Source organism: Dyadobacter pollutisoli (assembly GCF_026625565.1).
Classification (GTDB): domain Bacteria; phylum Bacteroidota; class Bacteroidia; order Cytophagales; family Spirosomataceae; genus Dyadobacter; species Dyadobacter pollutisoli.
In genome coordinates this window covers 3,021,366-3,039,419 of sequence record NZ_CP112998.1, presented here as the reverse complement: position 1 = coordinate 3,039,419, position 18,054 = coordinate 3,021,366, and the positions used below count along the sequence as shown (strand labels likewise).

Below are 18,054 nucleotides of genomic sequence, written 5' to 3'. Positions count from 1 at the left end.
GTAAGATTACCATTTATGCACGTTTCAGGGTCGCATTTCAAATGGTCTTTTTGAGTGCCGTGAATTATCCAAACAGCCCTCACCGGACTGTAAAAGCTAAAAAATATAAAATGAAAGAATCCCTATCTAAAGATGTCCTGTTCGATTTTTTTGACGGAAGGACCACATCCATTCAGCGTAAGCTTGTCGAAGACTGGCTCGCCGACCCGCAGAATGAAGAACTCTACTACCGATATCTCGATGAATGGGAAAGCCGTCATCCACAGTTTTCGCCACAGGTCGAAAGCGCTCTGTCCGAGTATATAGCATTGATCAACAATGAAGCGGTAGACGAAGAGATACCTTTTCCCCAGGCAGAAACAAGGCAATTCCTGATCCTGAAAAGCGCGTGGCTTTATAGTGCCGTGGCGGCTTGCCTGCTGATAGTGGCTGGCTTTGTTTTCAGGAAAGAGTTGATATATAAATCGTTAACGTCGGAGAATGGCCGGATCGCTTCGTATCAGCTTTCGGACGGAACGACGGTGGTACTGAATGCTAACTCGGTACTCAGAGTTCCGAGACTTGGCTTCGGATCCGGTAACCGCGAGGTAATGCTGGAAGGAGAGGCTGAGTTCAAGGTGGTGCATACGGAAAGAGACAGTCGTTTCATTGTGAGAATGGACAAAGATTATCTCATTGAGGTACTGGGGACCGAATTTGTGGCTTTCTCCCGGGAGCGCGGTACCAAGGTTTTTCTGACCAAAGGAAAAGTGAAATTGAGCCTTCCGAAAGGAAAACAGCTTTATATGAAACCTGGAAACCTCTTCTCGACAGAGAAAAACGGGCAGTTTACCCTCACTTCTTCGGCTACGCCGGCCCGGTTCGTGGCGTGGAAACAGGATATGTTTTATTTCGACAATACACTTTTGTCAGAAGCGGTGGAACAAATGAACGACCGCTTCAAGGTGGATGTGCGTATACTAGATCCCGTTCTCGGCAAGCGTCGCATCGGCGGAGTCTATAAAGCTAAGCAAGCCGACGACCTGCTGGCCATATTATCCGAATTGCTTCATCTGGAAGTGGTCAAACACAATGAATTTATTGAATTGAGAACATCAGTAACCAATCCTAACCATGAGTAGCAGATTTCTACAAAAGACCCGTATCGTGCTGACCATGTTATCTGTTCAGCAGCTTTGCACGGCGCAGGGAATTTCATTTGCAAGCCAGTCAGCCCAGCGGAATGCCCCTCAACTTGAAGAAAGCCGTAACAAAGCTAAGAACCTGAAAGACTTACTAATAGATCTGGGCAAGCAGCACCAGGTAAGCATATTGTTTGAAGAAGAAACGGTCAGAAATATCACCATTACCGGCGCGGACTACCGCCAGGAAGGGAGCAAGCTCGAAAAACAACTGACCGACCTGCTCAAACCGTTCAACCTTCGTTTCAGAAAAGCCGGTAAGGAGGCGTATGTAATCGTGTCGCGGTATGAAAAGAGGACTCCCGAGGCCGGGGTCGCCACCATTGAAAGTGCGACCATTGCCCCCGTTTCTCCCTCTGAATCGATGAACAGGCCTGATGTTTCCATTTCCAAAATAACAAAGGCCGGTCCGAAAGAGGTAACTGTGAAAGGTAAAGTTAGTGATGAACGAGGTGAAGGGTTGCCCGGTGTTAGCGTGGTGCTCAAAGGCTCTCAGCGCGGCGTTACTACGGATATATCGGGTAAATATGAAATTACCGGCGCTGGTTCGGACGCTACGCTGATCTTCTCATTCGTGGGTTATCTGCCAAAGGAAGAGATTATCGGCAATCGTACCGTGGTGGATGTTTCGCTCTTGGTTGATACCAAAGCTTTGGAGGAAGTGGTCGTGATCGGCTATGGTACTGCCAAAAAGAAAGACCTTACCGGGGCAGTTGCAGTGGTAGGTCGTAAAGAATTTGGCGATGTATCCGCCACGTCCGCCCAGCAGCTTTTGCAGGGAAAAATAGCGGGTGTGCAAATCGTCAATACTGGTGGATTGCCAGGTTCCAATGCCAAAATCATCATTCGTGGCGTCGGTTCGCTGACCAATTCGGATCCATTGTATGTGATCGACGGGATTCAGGGTGGCGATATTAACTCAGTGAGTACTTATGATATTCAGGACATTACGGTTTTAAAAGACGCAGCGTCCGTGGCAATTTACGGCGCATCGGCTGCGAATGGTGTAGTGCTCATTACTACCAAAAAGGGAAAAGCCGGAACGCCAAAAGTGACTTACAATGGCTACGTGGGCGTGGCGCAGGCTTGGAGAAAACTGGATATGCTCAATGCAACCCAATACGTTCAGCTGGTGAAAGACATTGACGAGGTACAAGGAAATAAGGTGCCCGACAAGCTGAATACACCCGATGTGCTGGTGACGAGGACCGACTGGCAAAAGGAGATTTTCAGGAATGCAAAAGTGACCGAGCATCATGTGAATGTGACCGGCGGAAGTGATAAAGCGACCTATAATTTTTCGGCCGGTTATACCAATCAGGAAGGTATTATGAAGGATTACGGCTACCAACGAATCAATTTACGGACACAGCTTGAAGAGCAGATCGGCAAAAGAATACGACTGGGACAGACTATTAATTTTAAATACACCAGGACGACCGGCAATGCCGCCAGTTTTGTGGAAGCCCTCCGGATGCCGCCCTATGCACCCACAATGGACCCTACGAACCTTGGGGGATACAGCAAGGTCACGACCATCATTGACCAGAACGATGCACTTAATCCCCTGCCAGGTATTTATCTTACTGAAAAACTGGGAAGAGGCGTTTCCAACCTGTTTCAATTGTGGGGTGAAATGGATATTATCAACGGTCTCAAATTCAGGACCCAGGCAAACATTGGTCTCTCGAATGGCAACAGTTACAATTACACAGGCGAATATTTGAATGGTAATACCAAAACCGATCGTAAAATCGATGAAAGTTATTCATTCAGTGTTTCTCCCATTATCGAAAATATCCTGAGCTACACCAGGACATTGGGCCGCCACGATTTCTCTCTCACGGTCGGTAATACCTTCAACGAAGGCAGCAGGAGCAGGAGCGTGAATTTGACAGGTTCTGGTTTTACCAATGACCTTATCAAACAGATCGGCGTTTCCAAATCCAACAGTATCACAGGCACCGGTTCGAGTATTTATGCGTCGCGCTCCTATTTTGGCCGTCTTACCTACGCTTTTCATGACAGGTATCTGGTGAATGCGTCTATCCGCCAGGACATTAACCCCGCATTTGGCAAGGCTTACCGGAAAGGCAATTTTCCTTCGGTCGGTGTAGCCTGGAAGGTTGCCAATGAGGAGTTTATGAAAAATATCTCTTTCGTTTCCGATCTGAAAATCAGGGGCAGCTGGGGTATTACCGGAAACGCGAATATTGGCTTATTCCTCACAGATCCGACGGTTTACCGGGGCTATGGAAACAACAACATTGTGTATTCTTTTGGTGAAAATAAAGCATTTCAGCAAGGTGCTACCGTTACCCGCGTACCGAATCCCTTCCTGAAATGGGAGGAAACGACGCAGACAGATTTCGGACTGGATTTTGGCCTCTTGCAAAACCGGTTACAGGTTAGCCTTGACTATTACAGGCGCAACAGCAAAGATCTGCTCCTCGATGTGAAACTGCCCGTATCAACAGGTCTGGGAGACGTCTACAATGATGCTAGTATGGTGCAGAATGCGGCCAATGCAGTTAATAAGGGCTTTGAAGCATCTCTTTCATATGCCGGACAAGTTGGCGATTTCAGTTACAGCATATCTGCCAATACAGGTTATAACGAGAACAATGTGGCATCTCTCGGTAACGGTGGCCCTATCGTGAGTGGTACCACCAATGGCGGGATCAACATTACCAAAACGGACGTCGGCGCAGCGATCGGTTCATTCTACGGCTTTCAGGTGGACCATGTGGTGTCGAGTAATGCTGATGTGAACAAATACAATGAGCAGGCGATTGGTAAAGGTTTCAAGACCTATCAGGACGGATTGAAAGCAGGTGACATTGTTTATAAGGATTTGAATGGTGACGGGCACATCACAGACGCAGATCAGGCGTTTTTGGGCTCGGCAATACCAGTATGGACTTATGGAGGCTCTGTGAATTTGTCTTACAAAGCATGGGACCTTTCCATGGGGCTGGCCGGGATCGGAGACGTGAAAGTGTACAATGCGCTGCGCTACTGGACAGAAGGTACAACCCGGCCGTTTAATTCATCCACGGCTGTTTTGAACGCGTGGAAAAAGGAGGGGGACATTACCGACATGCCAAGATCAGGACAAAATACACCATCGAATCTGCGCGCTTCCGATCGTTTTCTTGAAAATGGTTCCTTCATGCGGCTGCGCAACCTGACATTAGGATTCTCAATTCCCAAATCGGTACTGAATTCAGCGACCGGGAAAGTATTTTCAAGCTTCCGCATTTACGCGACGGCGATGAACCTGCTGACATTGACCAAATACAAGGGTTATGACCCCGAAGTAAGTGCCAGTGTGAATGATGCCAAGTCCTTTATTTTTACAAAAGGCGTCGATACAGGTCAATATCCACAGCCAAGGACATTCCTTCTCGGATTGCAGGTCGGGTTTTAATTCTTTCCATTCAACTCATTTTCGTGATAATGAAAAAGCAAATACTTTCGCTGGGAACACTGGCCTGCCTGACCATCGCTGGCTGCGACAACTCGCTGGACAATGTCAAAAACCAGTCGAGCTATAACGACGATACCTATTTTACGACACCGGCCACGATTTCAGAAGCGGTAACTGCTACATATGGCCTGATGCTCTACAAAGGGCTATATTCAAGGGATTTCTATTATTTAATGGATCTCACGGGCAATGAAGCAGAGGCAGACGCGCCGCTTTTGGGAGATGTTTTGCAGCTGCACGATTACAGTTACGCTGCCAACCATGCGCAAATCAATGACCTCTGGTCTACTGCCTACAAAGTGACATTCAGGGCCAATCTGGTGATCGATAAAGCCGCCAAAGTTACTCCCGCCTCGGATGCTGAGAAAGCCAAACTGACCCAGTATGTTTCCGAGGCCTATTTTCTGAAAGCTTATGCGGAGTTTTTGCTGGTAACCCTTTGGGGCCGGGTGCCCATCCGCAAGGATTACAGTGAAAACGATGAATTCTATTTACCAAGGGCCAGTACCGAAGAAAATTGGAAGCAAATAGAGTCTGACCTGGTCAATGCGATCGCAGGATTGCCAGCGAATTATGCAAGCGCAAACGATCTCGGCAGGGTTACCAAAGGAGCGGCCATTGCATTGCTGGGCAAGTCTTATCTGTACCAGAAAAAATATGCCGAAGCCGCTACACAGTTCGATTTGCTGACCAAAGCGCCTTATACCTACGACCTGGTGCAAAACCTGGACGAGCTTTTTACCAAATCACCGGTAAAAAATGCTGAAACGGTCTTTGACATACCGCATAAAGCATGGGGAGGCTGGGCCGAAGGAAGTCCTTACTATATGTTCGGCTCACAGGAAGGATCGGGTAGTGGTAAAAACACGCTGACCGGTCGCGCGATGGAATATGGCTGGAACGACTGGCGCAATGTATTTATCTCCGATGCGGCGGTAAAAGCCTTTACCTACAAGGATGAAACCGGTAAAACCTACGTCGATCCGCGGGCCAGGAACACTTTTTACGGAGACAAAGCGAGTGGTGGCGATGTGACATTCTGCGATAACTGTACCGGCGGCGCGAAGCCATATCCTTTTGCAGAAAATGGCAATGGGTTCCGCTGGAGAAAATATGAACCTTACGAGTACAAGGAAAAAGGAGAGCTGCCCCAGTCCGACATTAATTCGCAAGTGATCCGCTACGCCGATGTGCTGCTGATGCTTGCCGAGGCGCAGATCAATGTAGGTAAGATAGCCGAGGCGCTTCCGTTGATCAATAAAGTACGTGCGCGCTCAGGTGCATTCGCCTATACAACGCTCGGCACCAAGGATGAAGCCATGAAGAAGATCATGCTGGAACGTCAGCTTGAACTTTCCGGTGAACAAGTGCGCTGGTTCGACCTGATCCGCTGGGGTATTGCAAAACAAACCCTCAATGCGGAAAAAAAAGAGAAATATCCGACTTCAAGCCAGTCCTTTTTTCAGGATAAACACGTACTGTTTCCTATACCCCTGACCGAGAAAAACACGAACCCACTCGTTGCCAAAGATATCAGCAATGACTGGAATTAAGTCAATATGTGCCAATAGTCAAATCAGCCGGCGATACCGTCGGCTGATTTTTTTGCCCAAAAGCTCACCTGTTCACCGGCTGCGCGAGTTTTCCCGCCCAGGCAATGCCCCCGATCATGTGACGCATAGCCGTTGGGTCCGAGAATGTGTCTGCGTGATGGCCCATTGCCGTATAAAACATCCTTCCTTTTCCAACCCGATGCGTCCAGGAAATCGGGTGATCGCCGTTCATTTTGTACCAAAAGGAAGGATATGAGCCATCATTGAGGCTCAGCAGGACCTGGAAACCTTCATTTTTTCGAATGTTTTCTTTGAAATTATACCATTCATCGGCCTTTGTCCATCGCCCTGGCAGGCCGCGGTTTGCCGGGTGAGCAGCGTTTTCTGTGATGATTTCAGCCTCAGGTAAGTGAAGGGGCAGGAATGTGTGGTCACGGAAGAATGTGCCCAGTAACTTCCCGTACCAGGCCCAGCCGTGTTCCGTATCCGAGGCAGAATGAATGCCTGCATACCCTCCGCCATTCTCAATGTATTTTTCAAACGCTGATTTTTGAGCAGGAGTCAGTATTTCACCGGTTGTGGAAAGAAATACAACGACTTGGAACTGATGAAGGTAATCCGAATTGATCAGCGCACCGTTTTCAGTTGCATGGACATCCCAGCCATTTTCAAGACCAGCCTTTTTGAATGCTGCGATACCCACTTCAATGGATTCATGCCGGAAGCCATTGGTCTTGCTGAAAATAAGAACAGCATGGGCACCAGTGAGCGGAAGAGTTGCTGGTAAGGCTGTATCAAATACAGGAGATTGCCAGGGTAACATCCTCATACTGTGCAGCACGTAAGCTCCGAGCGACAAGCATAGGGTTAAAATGCCAGGAAGCAGATACAGAAATCTTTTCCGAAAAGTACTAGCCATAACGTTGACAATATACTGGTAACACCTATTTGGAGAGCTGGTTCCCAATCCGGGACATATACTGAAATAAACTTTGAAAAAACGCATACCTACGAAAAATCCGGACCAGGATATTCCAGGCCCGGTTCCCTGTGGTCACTGGTTGGTTTCAAAGACCATATTTTTTGCAATGAATGGGAGTAATCTAGTATAAAACCGGCCGTTTTCGGTCCAGTTCTTGCTCCACGGATCACCACGATATTCTTCGGCCTGGTGTTCGATACCGAGTTCGTCGAGCTTCCTTGTGAATGACTGATTGGAAACCACGTGGTCCTGATTTGGATCGTAACGTCCCCAATCGAAGCCGATAGCCCGCATTTTTCTGAGATTTTCCGCTCGGGTGCCGAGCATGTGATCGAGCAGAAATCCTGTTTTTAGCTTCTCCGAATTTTGAATGTTGAGCACAGGCTTTCCGTTTTCCATTTCAACCATAAAATCGCAATAAAAAGGTGGGCGATTTGGATTTGGTAAAAATGCCTGGGAAATGCTTACGAATGGCCGGGCGAAATCCACGCCATCCAGCTCTTTCAATTCTTTGGCATTATGGATTTTGTTCCAATCGGTTTTCCAGGCCATTGGGGTCGATCCCACGCCGGTAGCAACCGGGTGAAGTGCATAAGTGACACTGAAAAGATCGGGGTAAAGCATTGCAAATAGCAATGCGCCGCGACCGCCGACGAAATCCCCCGCAACTGCCCGGCTGTCGCGGTTGCGGATGGTACGGAAGCGGTTGTCTATAAACGGTACCAGTTCCTTAACAGTGAAATCGATCCATCTGCCCGTAGTGGGAGAGTTTTCATACCAGCTTACCGAAGTAGGAGTACCATAGGTCGCTGCTACGAGGATAAACTCTTTTACGACACCATTCGCAAATCCCCGTTCGAGTAACTTCACCAGATTTCCATCTGCAAACAGCTGCTCGGCATTGAAATTGAGATTATGGCAGTAATACAGGACAGGGTAGGAGCTGCCCGAAGTAGCATAGCCCGGTGGCAGGTAAACCTTCACAGTGCGATTGAGGTCAATGCCAACAAGGTTTTCGCTGAGTTCGATGGAATTAATGTGCTCGGTGACGACTGTGCCCTGTTGCCCCGATACCGAAGTAAGTGTGGCGCAGATGAATATTCCAATCAGGATTTCGATTTTGAGTGAGCGCATGGGATCAATGGTTTACACTTAATTTTTTTGTTTCAAAAAGCAGGTGCCGCTGAAAAAACGGAAGTAGGCGGGAATAAAACCGTCCATCTTCGGCCCAATTTTCAGTCCAGTAAATGCCGCGATATTCTTCGGCTTCATGCTCGATTCCAAGGCGTTCGAGTTTTCGTGTAAAATCCTGAGAACCATAGATATGGTCCGGGATAGGGTCGTAGCGCGACCAGTCAAATGCAATACCGCGCAGCTTTTTGAGGTTGGCCGCATATTCGTCCAGCCTGTCGTTTAATGAGAACCCTGCGACCTGCCTGCGTGCATTTTCACCGTTATATATCAGCTTGCCACCCGCCATTTCCATGATAAAGTCGCAGTAGAATGGCGGGCGATTGGGGTTAGGAAGAAATGCCTGTGACATGGTTACAAAAAGCTGCGAGATCGGCTCACTTTTGAGATCAGAGAAAGACTTCGCTTCATGCATTTTCTGCCAGTTCGGGTAATTTTGAATGGGCAGCACACCTTGGCCGGTACCCACCGGGTTCATCGCATATACAACGCTGAAAATCTCGGGATTCCGCATTGCGAGCAGCAAAGCGCCGCGCCCTCCCATCATATCACCGGCCACAGCGCGGCTTTCGGGGCGCGGCAGGGTACGGTAGCGGCTGTCGATAAATGGTACCAGCTCCTGGATCGTATAGTCGAGCCAGCGACCGGTAGCGGACGAGTTTTCATATAAACTGCCCGTCGTGGGTGAACTGTAATCGCCGACCACGAAGATAAATTCCTGAATAATGCCACCTGCAAATCCTCTCTCCAGCAATCTTACCAGGTTGCCGTCTTCGAACATTTTCTCGGGATTCTGGAAAACGGTGTGACAATAATAAACAACCGGGTATGCCTTGCCAGACTGCTCGTAACCAGGCGGAAGGTAAATTTTGATACTGCGGGTGGTATCAAGCCCGGTACGTGTCCCGCGAAGTACCGTGGAGATCAAACGCTCGGTAACAATGCTGCCATGCTTTGTCGGTTGGGCCCAGGTACCTTGTGCACCCAGGTAAAACATTACTGCGAACAGTAGTATGGATTTGGTTCGTATCATCTTCCGGATGAAGCGTTTAAGGTGGAATATTCGCTGCGCTAACTGAACTGATAGTCAAAGAAACGAATGCTGTACCAACCTGGAAAAGTGCGTTGACGACCGGAATGATTTAATTGACGAAATGCATTTATATTCCTCAAAATGAGAATACTTTGCCGATAAAAGGCCAGCGCGGAAAGTATCTGCGCCGGAGTTATAATCTGGGTAGCTTTTTAAGTTTCAGATCGAAAAGTGAAGGGGATTTGTCAGCCATGAAAATAAATCGGGGCAATACAGTAAATTACACGATATGAAATTTTATTATATATTGTGTAGTATATTGCAGTGCCCTGAATCATTGGTTCACGGATTTACCGAACTAAGCCAAAAGTGATGACACGATTATCAAAACTGCCGAATTTGTTCTTTTTGCTGACATTAACGCTGGTTGTCGGTTGCTCGGATGAAAAAGACAAACTAGGAAAACCGGTCGTCGGAACGGAAACTTCAATGTCTGATTTTACACATTTTTGGTCCTACTACTCGACGCATCTCAAATTTTATAAGCATTTTGATGCATTCAACACAGATTCGAAGCCTATGCCGGTTGATAGTTTCATGACCAAATATGCGACAGGTAAATATATGGTTTATAAGTACATTGCCCGTGATTCGGTTATTCAATACAAACTGGAACCGCTCAAACCGGATGCCGAGGACAACATCAAAAATCAGCTGCTCGCCCAGGCTTATACGGACTATCACTACTATCTGAAAATGGGTAAACCGCTAGCCGGACTCCATTTTACCGATCTGGACGGTGAGGCTTATACACCCGAAAATACACAAGGCAAATATGTAGTGATGAAATTCTGGTTTATCGGCTGTATACCCTGCGTGGAAGAAATGCCCGAACTCAATGAAATCGTTGCCAAAAATAAAGACCGTGACGATGTTGTTTTTCTGAGCGTCGCGCTGGATTCGGAGAATGCATTAAGGAAATTCCTGAGCAGACAGCGTTTCGATTACAAAACAGTTGGAAATAAAAAAGGTTACGTAACGGATACACTCCAAATCAATCAGTTCCCGACGCATTTGATCATCAACAAAGACGGCAAAGTAATGGGCCTCTGCAATTCAGTGAAGGAATTGAAGGATCTTAGTTCACAGACTTCGATTGCTATTTGAGAATGGGTCATTCTACAAACCCAGGCCCTTTCACGAACCTGCCCGGCCTGGCATTGGTATGTTCTCCATTTTTCAGGACGAGCACGCCATTTACGAATACGTCTGAAACGCCCGTTGCAAACTGTTGCGGCCTGTCATAGGTGGCGTGATCCTGTACTTTTTCAGGGTCGAAAATGACTACATCGGCATAATTGCCGACTTTCAATTCGCCGCGCTTTTTCAGTTTCAGATTCGTCGCAGGTAATTTGGCGAGTTTATAGATCGCTTTTTCTAATGGCAGTATTTTTTCATCCCTCACATAATGGCCGATCACCCGGGCGAAGTTTCCATATGATCGGGGATGGGGCTGCGATTTCAGAAAAACACCCTCAGGAGCATAACTTCCTGCATCAGACCCAAAGCTCACCCAGGGCAAAGCGATTTCTTTTTTCAGGTTACTTCCGGTCATGAAAAAGTACGCGACGTCTATCCGGGTGCTGTCCTGAACGATCAGGTCCATAGCCGTTTCCTCTGGCGAAGTACCTCTGATTTTGGCGACCTCGGCCAGTGATTTGCCGGTATATTTTTTCAGTGAATCCTGCTTAAAGCCCAGCAACAGCACTTTTTCAGGCGATCCGGCACCGTAGTACAGGTTTTCCCAATCTTTGGGGTTCGAGTTCATCACCTTCTTCATTTGCGACCGAATGGCCGGATCTTGCAAGCGTTGCCTTAATTTGCCAAAGCCTCCATCCTGCAATGAAGGAGGGAATGCAGAAGTCAGTCCCGTCGCACTAGCCTCATACGTGTACATGTCGGCGGTAATGTGCAATCCCTCCGACCTGGCCTTTTCAATGCGTTTGATGATGCCATCCATTTTATGCCAATTGTCTTTACCCACGGCTTTAATGTGATATATCTCAGCCGGAATGTTGGCCTCTTTTGAAATGGTGATCAGTTCCTCAACGGCCTCATCCAGTTTGTTTCCTTCGCTTCGCATATGGGAAATGTACATGCCGCCATGCTTCGCAGCTTCTTTACAAAGCGCGATCAGCTCCTGGGTATCTGCAAAAAAATCGGGCGGATAAATCAGGGATGACCCTACGCCCATAGCGCCTTCCTCCATGGCCCGTTTCACCAGTAATTGCATGCTGTCGAGCTCGGCGGCCGTCGCCTTCCTGTTGTCCTCGCCCACCACATAAGTGCGGACAGTGCCGGCGCCAATAAACGACGCAACATTGCAGCTGACACCTTTCTTTTCAAGGAAATTCAGGTATTCCCCGAGCGTGTTCCATTCTACTTTGTATTTGATGTCGCCCTGTCCGGCTTGCCACTCGCGTTTCATCTTCGCATTAAATGGTCCGGCACTGGAACCTTCGCCCATTACTTCCAATGTGACTCCCTGCCGGATATCGCTCTGACTACGACCATCTTGTATCAGCGTTTCAACCGCCCAACTAAGCATATTGATAAACCCGGGAGCTACCGCTTTACCTTTTGCATCAGTCTCATTTTTTGCTTTCGCATTCTTCAAATCTCCGATAAAAGCAATGGTATCCGCGTTGATGCCAATGTCAGCCAGATAAGGCTTTTCACCATTGCCGTCGTAGATCATCCCGTTGCGGACAATGGTTTCGTACTCAGGTTTTGTCTTGCAGGACAATGCAATAGTGAAGATCAGGAGCGATATGATCAACTGTTTCATAAGCGTCGGGCCGGTAAAGGAGTGAAGGTTGTATTTTTCAACTAAAAGATAAATGTGGTTTAATTATCAATTTCCAAAATACTATGAATTTCTAACAATGGGACGTTTTTCGCTCCGCTAATAATCATTCAAAAGAAATGGATTTATCGGGCTGCTTGCCTCAGCGTGGATTTTAACCCTATTTCTAAATGTTGGGTAAATAGTTCAGGTACCTGTCGCTACGAGAAAATTACTAACTTGGGAACCCAATTACCCATCAGAATTCCCGGTTATGACTAACTTTTACAAACAGAAAAAACAATGCATGCTGATCGCTTTAGTGATGCTATTCTGTACGAATGCGTATTCTCAAAACACTGATTATAAGGTTTATGCCATCAAGTTCGCCGATTCAACCTATCCTTTTACAATTGGTGATTGGGCAGACGGGGGCCCAAAAACGGAAAGTGTCGAGATAGATTTCATGGTCTGGCTGATAAAAGGCAGCAATGGGAAAGGAATATTGGTGGATGCAGGTTTTTTGGGTGATACCAAAGATGCAGCGGATTTCAAGCTAGCCGGTTACATCAGGCCTGATTCCGCGATTTTAAAAGTTGGGGTGAAGCCAGAGGACATCACAGATATTATTTTAAGTCACCCGCATTGGGACCATATGGGTGGCATTGGTCTTTTTCCTAATGCCCAGATATGGATGCAGCGAGACGATTTTGAATATTTTGTAGGAAAGGCCTGGCAAAAAGATGGTAACAAAGGCGGTTTCGCCAAGCGTGATGTTCAACAAATTGTAGACCTGAACCTGAAAGGTAAAGTGACCCTGGTTGAAGGGGATGACAAACAGATACTCCCAGGCATAACCGTATATACAGGGTCGAAACATACATTTGATTCACAGTATGTGCTGGTGAATACGGGCAAGAATAAGGTGATCCTCGCCTCGGACAACATTTGGGTCTATTACAGTCTGGAACATTTAGCGCCTGCTTCGCCGGGTGGTACGCTGGATCCGGCCGGATACGTTAGGGCGATGCAACGAATGAAATCCCTGGTGAGCGATCCAAAGTTCATCATTCCCGGGCATGATTCGGCGGTATTTGGCAAATTTCCCGCTGTTTCTGAGGGCGTTGTCGAAATAAAGTAGTGTCGTCCGGCTGACTATGAGGTCATTTAAGCAGGCTGTTCTTTTTTTATTGAAAACACACATCTACTTTTATCCTTATTTCTTAAACCTGATTTATGAAGTCCTTTTCCCCCGGCTTAGTTTTAACGACATTACTCATTATCCTTTGTGGGCGATCCTCAGCCCAGACCAATAAAGTTCCTGCGCCGCTGGTACTATGGTACGACAGCCCTGCCACCGAATGGATGACCCAGGCATTGCCCATTGGCAATGGACATGTGGGTGTCATGTTTTTTGGCGGTGTGGATGAAGAACGGCTGCAATTTTCGGAAGGAAGCCTTTGGTCCGGTGGTAAAAATGCAAATGCCGAGTACGATTTCGGGCTCAAAAAAGGAGCCAGCCAGTATCTGCCAAAAGTGCGCGAACTGCTCGCCGCCGGCAAAATGAAAGAGGCGCACGAACTAGCCAACAAAGAGCTTACCGGTGCCATTCATGAGAAAAAAGAGAACACCCCGTCCAGTGATTTCGGCGCGCAACAGACTGCGGGTGACCTGTATGTGAAGGTATCACATCAAGGGACCATTCAGAACTATCATAGAGAGTTGAACATTGCCGATGCAGTAGGAAAAGTAAGCTATGACGCAGGTAGCAGCCATTTTGAACGAACTTTTCTTGGCAACTATCCATCGAAAGTAATGGTATACCGGTTCACATCTTCCACACCTGAAACGTACTCAGTCCGGTTCACGACACCGCATCATAAAGGATATGAGCAGTTTGAGAAAAACCAGTATACATTCGGAGGTAGCCTGAAAGACAACCACCAGGAATTTGAAACCACTTACCGCATTGATACGGATGGTAAGACGGAATTCAAAGATGGAATTTTGACGGTAACCAATGCGAAGTCTGTGGTGCTTGTTCATACCATCGCCACGGATTATGTGATGCAATTTCCGTCTTATAAAGGCAATGATTATAAAAAGGCCAACCGCACTACCATGGCCAATGTGGTAGCAAAGCGTTTTGAAGCATTGTATGCCGAGCAGCAGAAAGACTACCATAGTCTTTTTAACAGAGTATCGCTGCGGCTTGGCAAAGAACAAAGCAAAAATATGCCGACTAATCAACGCCAAATTGCTTACTCGCAGGGCCAGGCGGACAATGGGCTTGAAGAATTGTATTTCCAGTACGGCCGCTACCTGATGATCTCTTCGACCCGCCCGGGGACCATGCCGATGAGCCTTCAGGGCAAATGGAATGATAGTACCAATCCACCCTGGTCGAATGATTACCATACCAATATCAATGTTCAAATGCTATACTGGCCTGCCGAGGTTACAAACCTGGCGGACTGTCATTTGCCGTTAATGGACTTCACGAAGTCGATTGTAGAGCCGGGCAAGCTGGCAGCGAAGGAGTTTTTTAATGCAAAAGGATGGATTGTGAACACCATGCTCAATGCTTATGGTTACACGTCGCCAGGTTGGGACTTTCCCTGGGGTTTCTTTCCGGGAGGCGCGGCTTGGCTTTCGCAACATTTGTGGGAGCATTATGCATTTACCAACGACAAGGTTTTTCTAAAAAATACGGCCTATCCGGTGATGAAGGAAGCGTCTCTCTTCTGGATGGACTACCTGGCCGATGACGGCAAGGGAAATCTGGTGTCCTCGCCATCGTATTCGCCCGAGCAGGGAGGGATTTCCACCGGGGCAACGATGGACCATGAAATTGCCTGGGACATTCTCAACAATACAGCGGAAGCGGCAGCTGTACTGGGTATCGACAAGGATTTTGCAGAAAAGGCGGCCAAGATTCGGGATAAAATCCTGCCGTTGCAGATCGGAAAATGGAAGCAGTTGCAGGAGTGGCGGGAAGATGTGGATGATTCTACTAACCATCATCGTCACGTGTCACACCTTTTTGCATTACACCCGGGAAAGCAAATCTCGATCGCCAAAACACCTGCCGAGGCAGAAGCTGCCAAAATCAGCCTCAATGCACGCGGAGACGACGGAACCGGATGGTCGCTGGCGTGGAAGGTTAACTTTTGGGCACGTTTGCAAGACGGAAACCGTGCGCACAAATTGCTAAGCAGCGTTCTCAGGCCTGTAAATAGCCAGGGTACCAATATGGCAGACGGCGGAGGCTCTTATTCCAACCTGCTTTGCGCCCACCCGCCGTTTCAGCTGGACGGTAACATGGGCTCGACCGCTGGTGTAGCCGAAATGCTGGTGCAATCTCAGACCGGCATCATTGAATTGTTGCCCGCATTGCCTGATGCCTGGCCAGCAGGCGAAGTGAAAGGATTGAAAGCAAGAGGAAATGTGACCGTAGACGAAGTTTGGGAAAATGGCAAGCTCGTATCAGTGTCTATCACGTCGCCGCAAGCCCAGAAAAGGACTTTGAAATATGGCGGGAAAACAATGGAAGTCGCGCTCACTGCGAACGGCTACAAAACGCTTCTTGCAAAGGATTTCAAATAAAAAACATTACCCGGGGTTAAAACTTAACCCTGGGTAATGCAGGTTAATTCTTCTTACTTTCCTGAAAGCTGTCGATATTAACGAAGATTTTTTTGTCGGGCATTTCAACGATCTCCATCAGGAAAGTAATCTTTCCGGCTTTGCCCTCCGTAGTCATCGTGGCATGCATCTGAGCACCTGACGGCCCATCAAAAACCGCTTTAATAACCGTGTTCCCCTCCTGATAGGCGCTTGTCCAATTACAGGTGGTGGACTCGATCTTTCCCACCATTTTGTGATCGGCATTGCCGGGTGTAATGGTGATCTGCGATTTATTAATTTCAATGATGCTTTGTTCATCCTCCTCTCGCTCCACAGCGCCTGAGCCATTGAGATACGTCGTTTTTGATGCCGTGAGTGTCACATCCTGATCGCATTGACCAAAACTGATTGTCGCTACCAGCAGCAAAGCCGCTATTAATGTACTTTTTTTCATAGCTGTTTAAATGTTTAGGTGAAAAACATTCAAACATAGTTTTATGCAAGGTACTATGCAACGCAATGTACCTGGTTGCGCTTTGAATTTTGATAAAAGGTTAGTTATCAGGATGAATGGAGAAAATTTTGGCTATTTATCATATTTCCAGAACCTTCCCTTGCCTTCGGATATCCATTCCAATGATTCGTCCATTCTTTTTTGCCGGGTCGCATCGGTTTTGGCGTCCGTGATCCATATGATGTAGTCTTTGCGGAATGAATCCGACTTGCTGTCAAAAACTTCCTTCGCTCTTGGATTGGCAGTGAGCTTTTCTGCAAAGTAATCGGGCAGTTCAAGCACTTTGGGCGCATCTGATTTGACGGGAGGTGTCACCTTTATTCCCTTTTCATTGAGGTCCATTGCCTCTTTGATAAACGCAATAAATTCCTCGTCTGGTGGCAGGTCGGACATGGTTTTGACTTTGCCTAAAAATCTTTGAATAGGTTTCAGGTTTTTACTTTCCTTTAACCGCGGATCGCTCATCAACTCCGCCTTGATAAAAGTGAACGAACAATGACTTTTGTAAGAAGCCATCACACACATAAAGTCACCTTTATAGTCAAAATGCGGAATGCTCCATTTGATAGCCTCGACCATTTCCGGGCAATGATCGTGGACGAGTTGCCGCCAATGTCCTAAAATCGGTTGTGCAAATGCCTCTGAATTTGCAATGTATTCGTCCACTTTTGAATTGAACTGTGCCATATTTTGCTCGTTGATTCTTGTGTTACGCTAATTTTAATAACAGGTCGTCTAACCGTTCCATGGTCGACGTCAATCCATCTTTCAATCCCATTTGAATCACTGCTTCCAGGTCTTCCAGGGATTTATAGGTGACGATCGTTTGTACAAGCGAATTTTCAACCTGATCCTGAAACGTAACATCCCATTCGGCCCGGGGGAGTTCAGGGTTAAGGTCACCATTCTCATCACAAAAGCCGTCCAGTCCGGTGTAACTTTCGATCGGGTTGATCTTCAAATAGTCCATGCGGCCCCAGTAAGTTGGCCCATCCGGTTCCACCATGCCGTAAAGCCAATGTCCTCCTTCGCGGAAATCCATAAACTTTGTTTTAGTCGTAAGTGGTTGAGGTGCAAACCATTGATCGAGTAGTTCACTTTTAGTATGGCAGTCCCAGATCAGCTGGCGGTTGGCAGCAAACTCTCTTTGAATAGTAATCGTGTTCTTCTCCTTATCGACAACGAAGTCGAAATGCAGTCTGTTTTTCATTTTTCTTTTGTTTGGATAATAGATATTAAAGTGTCAAGCTGGTTATAGCGGTCCTCCCACATCTTTCGGAATTGGGTGAGCCATTTATCGATTTCCTTCATTTTGTCAACCTTCAATTCATAAAAAATCTCGCGGCCCTTCTGATTAGATGTGATCAGTTCACACTCATTCAGAATTTGAATGTGCTTGGATATGGTAGGGCGGGCCACATTGAAATTGTCGGCGATAGCCCCTGCGGTCATCGTTTGCACGGCCAGCAGTACCAGAATGGCCCTTCTGGTAGGATCTGCTATTGCCTGAAATGGGTCTCTTCTTAGTTTCATTTTTTCAACATCATTTCAAATGTGAAGTTATTTGGCTACAAATATATAAATGCGAAGTTAAATGGCTACATATTAATCCAATTTTTTTTCAGAAACGAAAATCAT

General features: G+C 47.1%; 14 protein-coding genes. 6 read left to right on the top strand and 8 right to left on the bottom strand.

Translation table 11 applies throughout. From position 1 onward, the window contains the following. The first annotated feature begins 110 nt into the window (after positions 1–110). From ON006_RS12480 to ON006_RS12470, 3 genes are read left to right on the top strand one after another with little or no spacing between them, the layout of a single operon-like run. Complete coding sequence (locus ON006_RS12480) at positions 111–1,121, top strand: FecR family protein (RefSeq protein ID WP_244820120.1); 1,011 nt, start codon at positions 111–113, stop codon at positions 1,119–1,121. Then, positions 1,114–4,611 carry a SusC/RagA family TonB-linked outer membrane protein gene (locus tag ON006_RS12475; RefSeq protein ID WP_244820119.1) on the top strand — a complete coding sequence of 1,166 codons (3,498 nt, stop codon included), beginning with the start codon at positions 1,114–1,116 and terminating at the stop codon, positions 4,609–4,611. Before ON006_RS12480 ends, ON006_RS12475 begins: the two co-directional genes overlap by 8 nt. A gap of 29 nt (positions 4,612–4,640) precedes the next feature. Beyond that, the gene (locus tag ON006_RS12470; protein ID WP_244820118.1) at positions 4,641–6,224 is read left to right on the top strand and encodes a RagB/SusD family nutrient uptake outer membrane protein; all 1,584 of its coding nucleotides are present in this window, start codon (positions 4,641–4,643) and stop codon (positions 6,222–6,224) included. Positions 6,225–6,288: 64 nt separating this feature from the next. On the opposite strand, the gene ON006_RS12465 is transcribed toward ON006_RS12470, so the two are convergent. The 3 genes from ON006_RS12465 to ON006_RS12455 form a co-directional block, all read right to left on the bottom strand. Further along, entirely contained in the window at positions 6,289–7,143 is an 855-nt protein-coding gene (locus tag ON006_RS12465) for a ThuA domain-containing protein (RefSeq protein WP_244820117.1), read from the bottom strand. A gap of 135 nt (positions 7,144–7,278) precedes the next feature. After that, positions 7,279–8,340, bottom strand: coding sequence for an alpha/beta hydrolase (locus ON006_RS12460; RefSeq protein WP_244820116.1), 1,062 nt, complete (start codon positions 8,338–8,340; stop codon positions 7,279–7,281). Positions 8,341–8,344: 4 nt separating this feature from the next. Continuing rightward, the gene (locus ON006_RS12455) at positions 8,345–9,430 is read right to left on the bottom strand and encodes an alpha/beta hydrolase (RefSeq protein ID WP_244820115.1); all 1,086 of its coding nucleotides are present in this window, start codon (positions 9,428–9,430) and stop codon (positions 8,345–8,347) included. 372 nt (positions 9,431–9,802) lie between these two features. Here ON006_RS12455 and ON006_RS12450 point away from each other — a divergent pair, with 372 nt between their 5' ends. Further along, positions 9,803–10,597 (top strand): TlpA family protein disulfide reductase, encoded by a 795-nt coding sequence (locus ON006_RS12450; protein ID WP_244820114.1) that lies wholly within the window; start codon positions 9,803–9,805, stop codon positions 10,595–10,597. Between the two features lie 7 nt (positions 10,598–10,604). Here the strand turns inward: ON006_RS12450 and ON006_RS12445 are convergent, their stop codons facing one another. Then, entirely contained in the window at positions 10,605–12,278 is a 1,674-nt protein-coding gene (locus ON006_RS12445; RefSeq protein ID WP_244820113.1) for an N-acyl-D-amino-acid deacylase family protein, read from the bottom strand. Between the two features lie 304 nt (positions 12,279–12,582). Between ON006_RS12445 and ON006_RS12440 the strand changes: the two genes are divergently transcribed. Together ON006_RS12440 and ON006_RS12435 are read left to right on the top strand one after the other, a co-directional pair. Further along, positions 12,583–13,416, top strand: a complete 834-nt coding sequence (locus ON006_RS12440; protein ID WP_244820112.1) for an N-acyl homoserine lactonase family protein — start codon at positions 12,583–12,585, stop codon at positions 13,414–13,416. Positions 13,417–13,511: 95 nt separating this feature from the next. Next, entirely contained in the window at positions 13,512–15,881 is a 2,370-nt protein-coding gene (locus ON006_RS12435) for a glycoside hydrolase family 95 protein (protein ID WP_244820111.1), read from the top strand. Positions 15,882–15,924: 43 nt separating this feature from the next. Here the strand turns inward: ON006_RS12435 and ON006_RS12430 are convergent, their stop codons facing one another. From ON006_RS12430 to ON006_RS12415, 4 genes are all read right to left on the bottom strand, one after another. Beyond that, positions 15,925–16,356 carry a hypothetical protein gene (locus ON006_RS12430; RefSeq protein WP_244820110.1) on the bottom strand — a complete coding sequence of 144 codons (432 nt, stop codon included), beginning with the start codon at positions 16,354–16,356 and terminating at the stop codon, positions 15,925–15,927. A gap of 132 nt (positions 16,357–16,488) precedes the next feature. Next, positions 16,489–17,103, bottom strand: a complete 615-nt coding sequence (locus ON006_RS12425) for a YdeI/OmpD-associated family protein (RefSeq protein WP_244820109.1) — start codon at positions 17,101–17,103, stop codon at positions 16,489–16,491. 22 nt (positions 17,104–17,125) lie between these two features. Then, a complete protein-coding gene (locus ON006_RS12420) occupies positions 17,126–17,626 on the bottom strand; it encodes an SRPBCC family protein (RefSeq protein WP_244820108.1) in 501 nt (166 codons plus the stop codon). Continuing rightward, positions 17,623–17,949 (bottom strand): metalloregulator ArsR/SmtB family transcription factor, encoded by a 327-nt coding sequence (locus ON006_RS12415; RefSeq protein ID WP_244820107.1) that lies wholly within the window; start codon positions 17,947–17,949, stop codon positions 17,623–17,625. Before ON006_RS12415 ends, ON006_RS12420 begins: the two co-directional genes overlap by 4 nt. Positions 17,950–18,054 lie beyond the last annotated feature (105 nt).

Coding starts and splice junctions, on each gene's coding strand:
- ON006_RS12440 (WP_244820112.1), top strand. CDS start 12,583: ATGCTGATCGCTTTAGTGATGCTATTCTGTACGAATGCGTATTCTCAA.
- ON006_RS12425 (WP_244820109.1), bottom strand. CDS start 17,103: ATGGCACAGTTCAATTCAAAAGTGGACGAATACATTGCAAATTCAGAG.
- ON006_RS12415 (WP_244820107.1), bottom strand. CDS start 17,949: ATGAAACTAAGAAGAGACCCATTTCAGGCAATAGCAGATCCTACCAGA.
- ON006_RS12480 (WP_244820120.1), top strand. CDS start 111: ATGAAAGAATCCCTATCTAAAGATGTCCTGTTCGATTTTTTTGACGGA.
- ON006_RS12460 (WP_244820116.1), bottom strand. CDS start 8,340: ATGCGCTCACTCAAAATCGAAATCCTGATTGGAATATTCATCTGCGCC.
- ON006_RS12435 (WP_244820111.1), top strand. CDS start 13,512: ATGAAGTCCTTTTCCCCCGGCTTAGTTTTAACGACATTACTCATTATC.
- ON006_RS12445 (WP_244820113.1), bottom strand. CDS start 12,278: ATGAAACAGTTGATCATATCGCTCCTGATCTTCACTATTGCATTGTCC.
- ON006_RS12475 (WP_244820119.1), top strand. CDS start 1,114: ATGAGTAGCAGATTTCTACAAAAGACCCGTATCGTGCTGACCATGTTA.
- ON006_RS12450 (WP_244820114.1), top strand. CDS start 9,803: ATGACACGATTATCAAAACTGCCGAATTTGTTCTTTTTGCTGACATTA.
- ON006_RS12455 (WP_244820115.1), bottom strand. CDS start 9,430: ATGATACGAACCAAATCCATACTACTGTTCGCAGTAATGTTTTACCTG.
- ON006_RS12470 (WP_244820118.1), top strand. CDS start 4,641: ATGAAAAAGCAAATACTTTCGCTGGGAACACTGGCCTGCCTGACCATC.
- ON006_RS12420 (WP_244820108.1), bottom strand. CDS start 17,626: ATGAAAAACAGACTGCATTTCGACTTCGTTGTCGATAAGGAGAAGAAC.
- ON006_RS12465 (WP_244820117.1), bottom strand. CDS start 7,143: ATGGCTAGTACTTTTCGGAAAAGATTTCTGTATCTGCTTCCTGGCATT.
- ON006_RS12430 (WP_244820110.1), bottom strand. CDS start 16,356: ATGAAAAAAAGTACATTAATAGCGGCTTTGCTGCTGGTAGCGACAATC.